This window comes from Aminobacterium sp. MB27-C1, assembly GCF_030908405.1.
GTDB lineage: Bacteria > Synergistota > Synergistia > Synergistales > Aminobacteriaceae > Aminobacterium.
In genome coordinates this window covers 1,088,654-1,102,757 of the sequence record NZ_CP133089.1, presented here as the reverse complement: position 1 = coordinate 1,102,757, position 14,104 = coordinate 1,088,654, and the positions used below count along the sequence as shown (strand labels likewise).

The 14,104-nt window shown below is 40.8% G+C and carries 14 protein-coding genes and 1 tRNA gene; 3 read left to right on the top strand and 12 right to left on the bottom strand.

Annotated features, from left to right (window positions below; translation table 11 throughout):
- Window positions 1–8: 8 nt before the first annotated feature.
- The 4 genes from ileS to RBH88_RS05325 form a co-directional block, all read right to left on the bottom strand.
- Entirely contained in the window at window positions 9–2,789 is a 2,781-nt protein-coding gene (gene ileS / locus RBH88_RS05340) for an isoleucine--tRNA ligase (protein ID WP_213690112.1), read from the bottom strand.
- A 103-nt stretch (window positions 2,790–2,892) separates the two neighbouring features.
- A complete protein-coding gene (locus RBH88_RS05335) occupies window positions 2,893–4,863 on the bottom strand; it encodes a TRAP transporter permease (protein ID WP_213690113.1) in 1,971 nt (656 codons plus the stop codon).
- 31 nt (window positions 4,864–4,894) lie between these two features.
- The gene (locus tag RBH88_RS05330; RefSeq protein ID WP_213690114.1) at window positions 4,895–5,308 is read right to left on the bottom strand and encodes a DUF1850 domain-containing protein; all 414 of its coding nucleotides are present in this window, start codon (window positions 5,306–5,308) and stop codon (window positions 4,895–4,897) included.
- A gap of 195 nt (window positions 5,309–5,503) precedes the next feature.
- Window positions 5,504–5,579: transfer RNA gene (locus RBH88_RS05325), tRNA-Arg, on the bottom strand.
- Window positions 5,580–5,700: 121 nt separating this feature from the next.
- Here RBH88_RS05325 and RBH88_RS05320 point away from each other — a divergent pair.
- The 3 genes from RBH88_RS05320 to RBH88_RS05310 are packed head-to-tail and all read left to right on the top strand — an operon-like array spanning window position 5,701 to window position 7,991.
- Window positions 5,701–6,408, top strand: a complete 708-nt coding sequence (locus RBH88_RS05320) for a LexA family transcriptional regulator (protein WP_307880039.1) — start codon at window positions 5,701–5,703, stop codon at window positions 6,406–6,408.
- Window positions 6,409–6,433: 25 nt separating this feature from the next.
- Window positions 6,434–6,724 carry a hypothetical protein gene (locus tag RBH88_RS05315; RefSeq protein ID WP_307880038.1) on the top strand — a complete coding sequence of 97 codons (291 nt, stop codon included), beginning with the start codon at window positions 6,434–6,436 and terminating at the stop codon, window positions 6,722–6,724.
- Window positions 6,702–7,991: a Y-family DNA polymerase gene (locus tag RBH88_RS05310; protein ID WP_307880037.1), complete on the top strand. Its 1,290-nt coding sequence runs from the start codon at window positions 6,702–6,704 to the stop codon at window positions 7,989–7,991. Before RBH88_RS05315 ends, RBH88_RS05310 begins: the two co-directional genes overlap by 23 nt.
- On the opposite strand, the gene ribF is transcribed toward RBH88_RS05310, so the two are convergent.
- From ribF to rnpM, 8 genes are read right to left on the bottom strand one after another with little or no spacing between them, the layout of a single operon-like run.
- The gene (ribF, locus tag RBH88_RS05305; RefSeq protein WP_307880036.1) at window positions 7,975–8,898 is read right to left on the bottom strand and encodes a riboflavin biosynthesis protein RibF; all 924 of its coding nucleotides are present in this window, start codon (window positions 8,896–8,898) and stop codon (window positions 7,975–7,977) included. The genes RBH88_RS05310 and ribF overlap by 17 nt on opposite strands.
- An 18-nt stretch (window positions 8,899–8,916) precedes the next feature.
- Entirely contained in the window at window positions 8,917–9,834 is a 918-nt protein-coding gene (gene truB, locus RBH88_RS05300) for a tRNA pseudouridine(55) synthase TruB (protein WP_307880035.1), read from the bottom strand.
- The gene (locus tag RBH88_RS05295) at window positions 9,831–10,820 is read right to left on the bottom strand and encodes a bifunctional oligoribonuclease/PAP phosphatase NrnA (protein WP_307880034.1); all 990 of its coding nucleotides are present in this window, start codon (window positions 10,818–10,820) and stop codon (window positions 9,831–9,833) included. The genes truB and RBH88_RS05295 overlap by 4 nt, the downstream gene beginning before the upstream one ends.
- Window positions 10,804–11,184 (bottom strand): 30S ribosome-binding factor RbfA, encoded by a 381-nt coding sequence (gene rbfA, locus RBH88_RS05290; protein WP_213690121.1) that lies wholly within the window; start codon window positions 11,182–11,184, stop codon window positions 10,804–10,806. The genes RBH88_RS05295 and rbfA overlap by 17 nt, the downstream gene beginning before the upstream one ends.
- A complete protein-coding gene (locus RBH88_RS05285) occupies window positions 11,153–11,500 on the bottom strand; it encodes a DUF503 domain-containing protein (RefSeq protein WP_213690122.1) in 348 nt (115 codons plus the stop codon). Before RBH88_RS05285 ends, rbfA begins: the two co-directional genes overlap by 32 nt.
- Window positions 11,500–13,500: a translation initiation factor IF-2 gene (infB, locus tag RBH88_RS05280; RefSeq protein ID WP_307880033.1), complete on the bottom strand. Its 2,001-nt coding sequence runs from the start codon at window positions 13,498–13,500 to the stop codon at window positions 11,500–11,502. Before infB ends, RBH88_RS05285 begins: the two co-directional genes overlap by 1 nt.
- On the bottom strand, window positions 13,487–13,819 hold the full coding sequence (locus RBH88_RS05275; protein WP_213690124.1) for a ribosomal L7Ae/L30e/S12e/Gadd45 family protein: 333 nt from the start codon (window positions 13,817–13,819) through the stop codon (window positions 13,487–13,489). The genes infB and RBH88_RS05275 overlap by 14 nt, the downstream gene beginning before the upstream one ends.
- A complete protein-coding gene (rnpM, locus tag RBH88_RS05270; RefSeq protein ID WP_213690125.1) occupies window positions 13,816–14,091 on the bottom strand; it encodes an RNase P modulator RnpM in 276 nt (91 codons plus the stop codon). Before rnpM ends, RBH88_RS05275 begins: the two co-directional genes overlap by 4 nt.
- Between the last annotated feature and the right edge of the window lie 13 nt (window positions 14,092–14,104).

Here is a 14,104-nt window from a genome sequence, read left to right as displayed (position 1 = left end):
GTATGAAACTAATCTTTTAACACTCGTGCGCAGCGAGGACATAATCCTCTTTCATCAACTTCTTCTGAGTATTTCCAGCATCGTGGGCATTTTTCGCCTTTGGCTTTATCGACAGCAATCGTTAATCCAGTTTCTTCATCTTGCCACATTATGGCTAAATCAGAAGGTTTTTCTACCCACTTAAAGTCTGAAACAATAGCGAACATAGACCACTCTTCATCAGTAAATTGTGAATGCTCATACTCTTTGGATATTTGAGCTTCAACACGAGCTTCCAGTGAGTGACCGATGACACCAGTTGTTCTGGCAGATTCCAATGCTCGGCTAATAGCTCCTCGCATGGTTAGAACTCGATCCCACTTTTCGTCAAGTTGAGCATTTATTTCAGAAGAATTTACTTCTGGCCAAGAGGATAAAAATACACTCTTAGGCAAGTCAGGATCCATATTTTTCATTTCCTGCCAAATTTCTTCAGCAGTAAAGCTCAGAATAGGAGCCAGTAAGCGAGTTAGAGTATCAAGTATTTGCCACATTACAGTCTGACAGCCACGTCTGGAAATCGAATCGGTTTCATCAGCGTAAAGCCGATCTTTGCTTACATCAAGGAAGAATGAGCTCAGCTCGGTTACACAGAACTGATGAATGACAAAAGTCGGTACATGGAATTCATAATCTTCAAAGCCCTGAGTTGCACGTTCGATAACCTCATTGAGCTTTGACAAGATCCACTTATCTATTTCCATAAGTTCATCGTAAGCTACAGAATCTTTATGAGGATTGAAGTCGGAAAGGTTCCCCAATAAGTATCTGGCAGTGTTTCGAATACGTCGATAAGATTCCGTTAAGCTCTTGATAATGCCATCAGAAATACGAATGTCGTTTCTATAGTCTGTAGAAGCAACCCACAATCTCAAGATATCGGCGCCATATTTATCGATGACTTCTTGCGGTCTTATAACATTACCAATAGATTTAGACATCTTTTTGCCTTCTCCGTCAACAATGAAACCGTGAGTGAGAACACTCTTATAAGGAGCTTGATGACGAGTGGCAACAGAAGTAAGCAACGAGGTTTGGAACCATCCTCTGTGCTGGTCACTACCTTCAAGATATAAATCGGCAGGCCATCTCAACTCTGGACGTGTTTCGAGAACTGAGAAATGGCTGACACCTGAGTCGAACCAAACGTCCATAATATTCGAATCTTTTACCAGATGATGGCTTCCACAGGCTGGACATACAGCTAAATCGCCAAGCAGTTCTTCCGGTGTAAGTTTCCACCAAATAGTTGAACCCTCTTTCTTGACTTTTTCCTGTACGGCTCTGATAAGCTCAGGTTTTAAAATAAGTTCACCGCAATCCTCGCAATAGAAGGCGGGAATTGGAACTCCCCAAACTCTCTGACGGCTGATACACCAATCAGAACGGTCACGAACCATGTTATAAATGCGATCTTTTCCCCAATCTGGAATCCACTGTACCCCTTTATCGATAATATCAAGGGCTTCTTTTCTAAACTGGGAAACAGCTATAAACCACTGCTCTGTCGATCTGAAAATAACAGGTTTTTTACATCTCCAGCAGTGAGGATAAGAGTGCATAATCTTACCTTCACCAAGAAGACGACCGTTATCTGTAAGTATAGAAAGAACTTTTTTGGCGCCTTCGTCAAGGGAAAGACCGCCAACGATTGGTGTTTCTTCTAAGAAGTGACCGCTACCATCGACTGGGTTGTAAATTTCTATTCCATATCGAACGCCAGTCTCATAGTCTTCAACACCATGACCTGGTGCCGTATGAACACAACCAGTACCAGTATCGAGCAAGATGTAATCAGCAAGAAGCAATGGAGTAACTCTATCGGAATAGAAAGGATGAATTGCTTTCTCTTTTTCTAGTTCCCTTCCCTTGCAACGATAAAGAATTTCACCAAACTGAAGACCTGTTTCTTTCGCAACAGAATCGAGAAGAGCTTCCGCTAAAAGATAAACCTTATCTCCACTCTCAACAAATACATAGTCATAGCCGGGCCCAAGGGCTACTGCCATACTTGCAGGGAGTGTCCACGGTGTGGTTGTCCAAACGATAACATTAACATCACGATTTTTTAACACATCGATTTTGTTGCCAATTTCAGGCATAGAGTAAGCGATAAAGACAGATGGAGACACTTCATCCCAATACTCTATCTCTGCGGCAGCTAGAGCTGTTTGGCAATCTATACACCAATAAACAGGTTTGTGACCTTTATAAACGAGGCCTTTCTCAACGAGATCTGCAAAAGTGCTCAATTGAGCGGCTTCATACTCTGGGTTAAGTGTAATATATGGATTTTCCCAATCACCTATTACACCAAGGCGTATAAAATCATTTCTCTGAATATCAAGAAATTCGTGCGCATATTTTGTACATTTTTCTCTGAGTTCAACAGGATCAATGGCGTCTTTTGTAATCCCATGGGTTTTAAGAACATGAAGTTCTATAGGAAGTCCGTGTGTATCCCACCCAGGAACGTAGGGAGCATAGTAACCTTTCATTACTTTGTATTTGGGAATAAAATCCTTGAGGATTTTGTTGAATGCTGTTCCTATATGTATATTCCCATTTGCATAGGGAGGTCCGTCATGTAGAATGAAGGACTCTTTCCCTTCCTGTTGTTTTAACATTTCGTGATAAACGTCGATATCCTTCCAGAACTTGAGATATTCAGGCTCTCGTTTGGCCAGGTTTGCTCTCATTGGGAAAGATGTCTTGGGCAACTTGAGTGTGTCCTTATAATCTGTAGCCAATGTTATTTACCTCCTTTCAAATAGGAAAAGGCCGTCTCTAAAAAACAGAGACGGCAAATTCGTAACTTGTTGATTTTAGCACAACTTGAAAACTTGTAAAATATTACGACACCATCCCGGTTTTTTTCTTGACTTCCATTTTTTGTAAAATATGGATTCCGATGAGGATTATCAATCCTATCAAGTCAGTTTGCCACCCCGGGATTAGTAACCCAAGAGCTCCACCCAACGCTATAATGCGTTTCCACCAAGCCATAGGAGCCTTGTAATATCCAATAGTGCTCATTCCAAGTAAAAATACGCCCAAAATAGCGGTTATTATGGCCATAGTAAACGGTAATGGGCTGAAATTGACAAGCACAAGCATTGGATTGAACACATAAATATAAGGAACTATAAAACCCGCTAAGGCCAGTTTTACAGCTGTAACTCCTGTACGCATTGGTTCAGCTCCTGCAATTCCAGCACCTGCATAAGCTGCGAGTGCGACAGGGGGGCTAAGATCCGCAGCAATACCAAAGTAGAGAACAAACATGTACGCTGCCATTGGAGGAACACCTAACTGGAAAAGAGCTGGAGCAGCCATTGTACTTGTAACAATGAAGTTTGCCGTTGTAGGAAGCCCTGCACCAAGCAAGATACACGCAATCATGGTTAGCAACAACGTGGGAAGAAGTTTTCCTCCGGCTATGGCTACAATTGCACTTGCTATTCGCAATCCCAAACCAGTTAACGTTGCTGTTCCTACAATAATTCCCACTGTAGCGCAAGCACATGCTACGCCCAGTGCTCCTTTTGCTCCGCTTTCAAGAGCAAGTTTGAGCTTTTGCGGCGTAAGGCGTGTCTCTTTATTTAAGAAAGAAACAGCAATACTGATTATGATTCCATAATACGCTGCCTTTAAAGGCGTGTAGCCTGACAGCAAGAAATAGACGATAGCTATAAGAGGCAATAAAAGATGTCCCTTTGCTTTTAACAATTTGAAAAGCTTAGGAAGTTTTTCTCTAGGTAATCCAGTTAAACCCAGACGTGTAGCCTCAAGGTGTACCTGTACCATAACTGCAAAGTAATATAACAGGGCTGGTACCACAGCGGCCAAAGCAACATGAACATAAGGAACTCCCATGAACTGGGCCATTATAAAGGCGGCTGCGCCCATAACAGGAGGCATAATTTGTCCTCCTGTTGATGCTACTGCTTCAACGGCACCTGCAAAATGAGGTTTATATCCTACACTTTTCATAAGAGGAATGGTAAACATCCCCGTAGTACATACATTGGCGACTGATGACCCTGATATTGAGCCCATAAAACCGGAACTCAACACAGCAACTTTAGCTGGGCCCCCTGTTGCGCCTCCAGCAAGGGCCATAGCCAAGTCAATAATAAAACGGCCCATTCCCGTTTGTTCCAGAACGGAACCAAAAAGAATAAACATGAACACAAAGGTAGCAGAAACACCAAGAGGAATGCCAAATACACCCTCTGTACCTAAATACATATGGTTAATAATTCTTTGGATGTTGAAACCTCTGTGTTGGAACATTTGAGGGAAATAGCGTCCAAAATAACAGTAGAAAAGAAAGAATATGGCTATACATGGCAAAATGGGACTCGACACTCTGCGCGTTGCTTCTAATAGCAGAATAATACCCATAAAACCAACAATAATATCCATGGTTGTTGGCAACCCTGCTCTATTTACCATTTCTTCAAATTCAACGAAGAGATAAAGAGTTGAGAAAGCTGCCATTGCTGCAAGTATGAAATCATACCATGGAATGCCATCTTTCTTGCTTGTTTCACGAGCTGGGTACAAAAGATAGACGAGAACAAGAACAAAAGCTAAGTGTAAAGAACGTTGTTTCATTGCTAAGAGGAGCCCGAAACCGGATGTGTAAAAATGGAAAAGAGACATACCTACGGCTAAAGCTGTTATTACGAGGCCCTGCCAACCGAAAAGGTCACGATAGCGAGCTTCCGTGTCAAACTGGCGTCGGAGTTCATCAAGGTTAATTTCTGAATTCTGAGCTGTTTCGGTGTTTACGTTTTGCTTGTTGTTTACTTCACCCAAATATCTCCACCTCCAGTCGTGATGAACTTAATTAAAAAGTAAAAGGCATCTTTTTAAAAAATAGAGGAACCTGTTTCATTTCAACGTAGAGAAGGCTATTAGGTATTGTTTGGAAAAGGTCAAGTTTACCAGTCATAGTAGACGAAAACCAGTTTTTCCCTATTTGGCTATCGCCTATGCGAACTCGTAATGTTTCCCACTCATAAGAACTTCCTTGGACAATCATCCAATCTTTGTGCAATAAAAATCGCCCATGTTTAGGAGGTTCGGTTGGAAGCCCTGCGTTATGAGATCGAAAACGCTCCTCCCAAAGCCAAATACGACCACCTGACACAATATAAACATCCTCAACAGGAGTTTTTTCAACGGAGTGAACGAATCCGGTTACTATTTTAGTTCCAGAAGGAACTGGTGCTGACCAAATTTTTTGATCTTGAGTTCGCAAAGATAAGAAGTGAACAGGAACGAAAAGTAGATAGAAAATAGATAGAAAAATTAAAAGAGTGAAAATTTTTAAAGCACGCCAATCAAACGTCGCTTTCCCCCCCTCCCGGATGCGCCTTTTATTAACGTGACCCCGTGAGGATTATACCCGCTTTCATCGTTATTTGACAACTCTAAAAATTGATTTTGTTTATAATGGCGAGCCTGAGGCGATTCGAACGCCTGACCTACGGCTTAGGAGGCCGTCGCTCTATCCACTGAGCTACAGGCCCGCTCAGGACGGCGATTATGTTATCACGTGCTACTTTTTAGTGCAACACATCTTTTTGAGATTCCCCCTTGTTTTTTATAGCTATTTGGATAGTATATAAAGAATATAAAGAGGGTGATTAGATGTTTTCCGGAGATAAACTTGCTGAATTAAGAGTAAAGAGAGGGTTTACTCAAATTGAACTTGCTGAAATGATACACGTTTCTTTTCATACTATTCTTCGTTGGGAAAAAGAAAGACGTTTGCCAGACGCCTCTCATTTGTCGGCACTTGCCGAGACACTAGATACAACTGTAGGTTATCTGATGGGAGAAGAAACATGTGATAACGCTGATGGTTCACTTTGGAATTTTGAAAAAGAAGCTGTCGTAGCGGTTCCTCTATTGGATTCTTCCCTTGTTGCTTGTGCGGGGTGGGGGTTTGGAGATATGGACGACGTTATTCCTGAATCCTCCACTTCTCTATTTGTTGCGAAAGATGATCTTGGACGAATAGGAGAACAACGCCCCTATGCCGTTAAAGTTGAGGGAGACAGCATGCAGGAGGCTGGAATCCCAGATGGAGCTCGTATCACCATTAACCCTGAAGAGCCTGTCTATAACGGTGATTCTATTCTAGTTAAATGGGGACGTCGTGGAGATTTGGCAGTTAAATGGTATTACGAATATAAAGATCATATCGAATTGCGTTCTTCTAATCCTGGCAAGTATCCGCCAATTATTATTTCCAAAGAAGAGATTGCAGAAGAAATGGATGCCGGGAATATGGATTTTTTTAGAATTTGTGGAAAGGTTATGTCAGTAAGCGTCATACCTAAAAGAGGAATTTAATAAACATGGAGGGAGGGATACTAACATGGGAATACAATTTACTCGAACGGATAAGAAACCACCGTCTATACATGAAGAACTGTTAAATATTCTTATTCCCACACCTCTTGCTACTTTTTTATTTAGAGAAGACACAACAATATGTATCGTTGATCGTTCTATTCGGCCTTCTTCGGGGGATCAAGTTGTTGTCTATGATGAGAATCAGGGTTTTAAACGAATTTCTTTTAAGAATATAAAAGAAGAAGACATTTGGGGGGTTGTGACGTGGTTTTGTCATGAAGCAGGAACATATGAAGCCAATAATTCTCTGTGATTGTAATAATTTTTTTGTTTCATGTGAAAAGCTTTACAGACCAGATCTACAAAATAGACCAGTTATAGTGCTTTCTAGTAATGATGGATGTGTTGTTTCCCGTTCTAATGAAGCTAAAGCGCTGGGTATTTCTATGGGAGTTCCTTTCTTTCAAATAGAAAATGCTTGTCGTCATTATGGGATTACAGTTTTTTCAAGTAATTTCGAACTTTATCATGATATTTCTGAAAGGGTGATGGCTATCTTGGGTCAGAATACACCCTTTTTAGAGAAATACTCTATAGATGAAGCCTTTTTAACGTTAGATTTGTCGAGTCGCTCTCAGTTATCGAAAACGTTAGCTTATATACGCGATCAAGTCTACCGATGGGCCGGAATCCCTATTTCCATAGGTGCAGCTACATCGAAAACTCTTGCTAAACTCGCCGCTGAATATGCTAAAAAACATGAGGAAACGAAAGGATGGTATAACCTTTTATCTCTATCTTCTGCGGAAAAAGATATGTTTTTGGCAAATGTCTCTATAAATGATATTTGGGGAGTAGGGAAAAAGTTTGCAGAGCGATTAATAAAAAACAGAATTAGAACGGCAAAAGATATGCGGGATATAAATGATGAACGCATCCTAAAAATTACAGGTGTTTCCGGTTTAAAGACAGTATGGGAACTTCGTGGGATTCCTTGTATAAAGATAAAAGAAACAGAAGTAATGCAAAAAAGCATACAAGTTTCGCGCTCTTTTGGCAGGGAGGTACGAAATTATAATGATTTAGAAACAGCCATAACCTACTTTGTCTCTTCTGCAGGAATCCGCCTTCGGCAAGAAGGAGCTTTGGCAAGTGAAATAAATATTTTTATTGCTACCAATCGTTTTCTCCCCTCTTTTTATTCTAATTCTATTGAGATTGCTGCCCCATATCCTACAAATTACACGCCCGATCTTATAAAACTTGCCCTTACAGGCTTAGCTCAAATTTACAAAGACGGACTTTGTTATGTAAAAGCTGGAGTAATTCTAGCGAAATTAATATCGCAAAATTATAGACAGGAGTATCTTTTTGAAGATCTATCGAAAGTAAGCCAGAAGAAAAAGCAAACCTTAATGAAAGTTATCGATAGAATTAATATGAATTTTAGGAAAAACATTATTACACCTGCTATTTTTTATTCGGAACCGGAGAAAAATTGGGTTCCCCGGTCCGATCGAAAGTCCCCTTCATATACTACTCGTTGGGAAGATATTCCATCTCTTAAAGCTGGCAACTGAAACGTCTGTAGAGTGGTTCGTCTTTTACTGTGTTTTTCTCAAAATATTCAGTTGAAAGTTCTGCATCACGAGCAAGCTGTTTTGATAATGCCTGACGATTTGCAAAACGTTGTTCTCCCCGTAAATATTCTTCTATGAACACCATTATTTTTTTGCCGTAGAGGTCCCCTGTAAAGCCTGGAATATGGACTTCTATCCTGAGACCTTTTACATCAGTAAAAGTAGGATTTGAACCTATATTGAGTGCTCCTGGATAAAAAGTACTGTCTAGAACAACTGTAGCTGCATAGACCCCGCTAGGGGGAATAATTTTACGGGTAGGAACGGCTAGGTTAGCTGTAGGAAAGCCTAATTCTCTTCCTCGATGATGTCCCTCTATAACTGTTTCATATATAAAAAATGGGTATCCAAGCAGGTACTTGGCCATTTGCATTCGTCCAGAAAGAACTTCACTTCGTATAACGGTACTACTTACGGCAAGACCGTCTATTTCCAGAGTAGGAACAGGAGAAAACAGAATGTTCTTTTCATGGCAATATTGGCGTAAAAAAGCAATATCACCTTTTCGACCAGCACCGAAACGGAAATTTTCACCGACTACAATACCAGATACCGATGTTAGACTTTCCAAACGCTTCAAGAAATCTTGAGGGTTCAGTGTTGCTAAATATTCATCAAAAGGTACCCAAAGAATATTTGGTATTTGAAGTGCTGACGCTATATGTCTTTTTTCTATTTCGCTAAAGAGAAGAAACAGACGCTCTGGATTAAAAATATATTGAGGATGTGGGGAAAAAGTAACAACTCCCCACGTGTCATTTATTTCTTTAGAGAGACGTTCAGCCTCTTTAAGAAGTAACTGATGTCCTTTATGAAAACCATCAAAAGCTCCTAAGACCTGAATCATTACATATACCTCTTTATGTTATTCTAAGAAGAGATTAGTTTGTGGCTTAAAAAAAGCCTTATTATTACGATATCTTAATATTCCCAGAGAAACTAAGTTTTTGCCAGCTGCACATACTGCATCTTGGGCAAAAACCATTCCTCTCGATATACACTGTAACTCTGTAAGTGGAATAATCTTTCCGTTTTTAAGTTCTACTTCCAGAGGTTCTGCAATATCGTAAAGAGTAAAATGCTTTATGAAATTTTGTATTGGTAATATCGTTTCACTAATATTTTTTTCATTGATTTTAATCATTTCATCAAAAGGAAGAGCTTGATCTAACGACATAAAACCTGTTTTTACACGGGTAAGTTTGAGGACAGACGCGCCACATCCTAACATCGTCCCTATATCTCTTACAATACTCCGAACATAGGTTCCTTTGTGGCATTTTATATAAAGGGAAACCTGACCTTCTGTATTTAAGCTTGATATGCGACAAATAGATGTAATCGTAACAGGACGAGGAAGCATTTCTGGCTCAAGGCCGCTACGTTTTAAATCAGAAGCTCTTTTCCCTTGAAGTTTGAGAGCAGAAATTACCGGTGGTTTTTGCATTCTTGTTCCAAGAAAGGCTGGTAACAATACATCTATATCCTTTTCGGAAATATGCTTGAAATAATTTTTTGCAAGCACCTCTCCCCCATAATCTAAGGTATCTGTTATTGTTCCAAGTTGGATTGTAACAGAGTATTCTTTAGGTAACATCATAACGTAATTAGATAGTCTCGTTGCGCTTCCCACTAGAAGTACAAGAAGGCCGTCTGCAGTAGAGTCAAGAGTGCCTCCATGCCCCACTTTTATCTTATTTTTCAAAATATTGCGAAGGGTGGAAACGCAATGAGTGCTACGTATCCCTCTAGGTTTATCGATAAGGATAAGCCCACTAATCATTGCATAGCCTCTTCAACTGCTTTAGTTATGATTTGAATTGCTTGAGAAAGAGGAGCCTCTATTCGACATCCTGCTGCTTGCATATGACCACCGCCTTCGAAACGATGGGCAATATCACGGGCAGAAATAACGCCACGAGAACGTAAACTAATTCGAATCTGATCTTCTTCCTCAACGAGGAGAATTGCAAATTCTACGTCTTTAACTCTAAGAAGTTCATTAACAAGGCCTTCTGTATCGGCAGGAGAAGAATTGAGTTGTAAAAAATCTTCTAATGTAAGCCAAGAAACGGAAATTTTCGAGTGACCAGCAAGTTCCACTCTTTCAAAGGCTTTCCCCCAAAGTTTCATGCTTTCAATAGGCTGATTGTAGAAAATTTTATGGCTGATTTCTGCGGGTAAAACGCCTTTTTTGATTAATTCAGCAGCAGCTTCATGAGTACGAGGCGATGTTGAAGAAAAAGAGAATTTCCCGCTATCCGTGACAATAGCTGTATAAAGACCAATTGCAGAATTGCAACTGTACGATGCATTACAAAGATGGAACATATGCCAAAGTATTTCTCCTAGTGAAGAGGCATTTTCATCTATGTAATTATAATCACCATAAAGAGTGTTATCTCCATGATGGTCTATATTTATAATTTGAGCGTCATTATGAATTTTTTCAAGTTCGGGAATAGAACGTTCAATGTTACTCGTATCTAAAGAGATAATAAGAGTATCTTTAGAAAGGGGTAAAAGGTCTTCTGCGCGGTTAAAAACCTCATAAGTTTCACTTAATGGCAAAAAAGAATACGTTGGTGGGAGAGGATTACCCCCTCCCCAACGAATCTTTTTCCCATTTTCCATACCATATGCAGCGAGAGACGATGCTGAACCTACCGCATCTCCATCAGGCTTTTGATGGGTAAGAATGACCCATGATGGCGAAGCACATAATAAAGAAAAAACTTTTTCTAGTGTAACGTTATTCTTCGATTCCATCTCTTTCTTCATCCTCAGGCAATGAATCCTCTTTAATACTGTCTAACAGCGCATCAATATGCCGTCCATAATCTACAGAAGGATCTACTTCAAATCGTATTTCTGGTATCTGTCGAAGACGTAAACGTTTCCCTAAGAGAGAACGTATAGGACCAGCAACACTCTGTAACGCCTTGAGGACCGTTTTTCGCTGTTGTTTATCGAGGGTGATAAAGAAAACAGTTGCCATTTCGAGGTCTTTAGTACACGAAACCTCTGTAATGATAGCTTCTTTAGCTACATCGTTTTTTATTTTATACTCTAGAAGCAAACTGATTTCTCGTTGGAGTTGCTTATTCACTCTCTGCATTCGATAACTCGTCATATGCATCTACCTCTTGCCAAAAATGTATAATTGTAAACGCCGCCATATCTTCTTCTCGCTCAATAAAATTCTTTATTATCTCTATACGGTCTTTGCACATTCCGTACGAATTTCCTACAAGTGAAAATGCTATATATGCTTGATCCCATCGATTTTCTGGGCCAAGATCAAGAGCAGATACGTTCCAGCGTCGACGAATTTTATCAATAAGCGAACGAATTACTTGTCGGCGTTCTTTTACGCTTCGGCATGCAGGAATATCTATTTGAATTTGAAAAAAACCGATATAAGGTACTATTTTCTCGTTATTTTTCATTATTCAAGATGCCGTTTTTCCTCCACTATTTCAAAAGCTTCGATAATGTCCCCTTCTCTAAAGTCCTGATAATTAGTGAAGTTTACTCCACATTCATAGCCTGCATTTACTTCTTTGGCTTCATCTTTAAAGCGCTTTAAATTAGCAAGTGCTCCAGCCCAAAGAACGACTCCATCGCGGATAATCCTAACTTTGGCATTTCGTTTTATAGTACCTTCAGTTACGTAACAACCCGCAATTTTACCAGCTTTGGGGACTTTGATAACTTGTCTTATCTCAGCTTGGCCTATTACCTCTTCACGTATTGTAGGTGCGAGCATTCCTTCAAGAGCTGCTTTAATGTCATCAATTACATCATAAATTACATCGTAAAGACGAATCTGCACGCCCTCTGTTTCAGCTATTTTTTGAGCATTCTTATCTGGTCTCACGTTAAATCCGATGACAACTGCATTAGAAGCTGTAGCGAGCATAATATCAGACTCAGCAATTCGTCCAACGCCTCTATGAATAATATTAATTCCGACCTCATTAGTGCCCATTTTTTCTAAAGCAGCGCACAGAGCTTCATTTGTTCCCTGGACGTCACTTTTTACCAACAAGTTAAGTTGTGGAATTTCTCCCTCTTTCATTTGGGAATAGAGTTCTTCAAGGGTAAGACGTTTTGCGGCTGTGCCTTCGGAATCACGTTTTTCCTGCTCGCGTTTCGATATTTCATCTCGGGCTGTTTTTTCACTATCCACAAGAATGAAATGCTCACCAGGTTGCGGAACAGATGTAAGGCCCAAGACTTCTACTGGGGTGCTAGGACCAGCTTTTGCTAGCTGCCGACCACGAGCATCAAGCATAGCTCTTATTTTTCCCCATGTCGTATCAAGAAGGATGATATCTCCTTTACGAAGCGTTCCTTGCTGCACAATTACTGTTGCAACAGGTCCTTTACCTTTATCAAGATTCGCTTCTATGACAATGCCCTCAGGAGTAACTGTAGGATCAGCTTTAAGTTCGCCCATTTCTGCAACAAGAAGAACCATCTCTAAGAGTTGGGGAACACCCTCTCCTGACTTAGCCGAAACATCGACCATAATTGTATCTCCGCCCCACTCTTCCGGAACCAGCCCAACATCTGACAACTGCTGTCTTACGCGGTCTGGGCGTGCTGCGGGTTTATCAATTTTATTTACGGCGACAACAATAGGAACACCCGCTGCTTGAGCGTGGTTAATAGCCTCTCTGGTTTGTGGCATAAGACCGTCGTCAGCAGCGACTACAAGGATCGCGATATCAGTAGCCTGAGCCCCACGAGCTCTCATTGCTGTAAAAGCTTCGTGTCCAGGAGTGTCAAGAAACACTATTTTCTTATCTTCATACATAACAGTGGAAGCACCGATATGCTGAGTAATACCGCCTGCCTCACGTGCAGTAATATTCGTTTTACGTATATAGTCGAGTAACGTTGTTTTCCCATGGTCAACATGTCCCATAACAGTTACGATAGGCGGGCGAAGCTCCATGTGATCACCATGGAAAATTGGCTTACCACGAGAAACACTCTGACCTTCTTCAGCCGCTGTTTCTTTCGATGTTGAAGTGCTTTCCTCAAACTCAAAATCTACATCGTAAGCTTCGCCGAGTACAACGAGAATAGACTCGTTAACTTGAGTCCCTGCGGGAGCCATAATACCTTCATCTACTAAAGCTTTGACAGCTTCTGCTACAGGAATACCCATCTGTGTTGCTACATCTTTTACTGTTGCGGTCTCTCGAACGCTTATGATCAGTTTTTCCTTCACCTTTGTTTCCTCTTTCTCTGCTATAGGTGGTTGTTGAGTTTTTTTGTCGTGAATCGCTTCTTCAATAAGTTGAGCAACATCGTTATCAATAGAGCTCATATGTGTTTTAGCTTCAATGCCAAGATCCTCTAGCATTGTCAACAAATCTTTATTACTTATTCCTAACATCTTGGCTAATTCATATACTCTTATTTTACTCAAGCACATTTCCCCCTTCCGCTAGCAGGGCTTGTATTTTCTCCCCAAGGCCGCTATGTAGTGGCAAAGCCACAACTTGCGTACTTGTGGTTCCTATGGCCCTTGATACCTCTCCGCAAGTGAGGGGTATGTCTCTCAAATCACATTGCCCCCGCTTAGCTTTCGCTATGACGCTTCGCCTTACTGCAACGGAAGCATCTGACGCCAAAAGAACGAGTAGCCCCTCTTTATTTCCTTTTAGTTTTTTGTTAATCTCGTCTGCTCCTATTACAAGCTGCCCTGACCGACGAGCTAGGCCTAAAAAAGAAGAGATCTTCTCCTCTATCATAGTTCTTGCTCCAAAATCAACGAGAGCAGTTCATCGTAGATTTTTTCATCCACTTCACACCGTAAAGCTCTCGATAGTGCCTTCTTTTTTCGAGCTAGTTCTATACACTCTCTGTTTAAACAGAGGTAGGCCCCTCGGCCAGGTTTTTTCCCACTTTGATCGATAGTAACTATACCATCTGGAGAACGGACAACACGAACAAGAGTTCTCTTAGGACTTTCAGAGTGACATCCAATACAAGTTCTCGGTCTCTTGCGCTTCGCTTCAGTCATTAAGGGCAACACC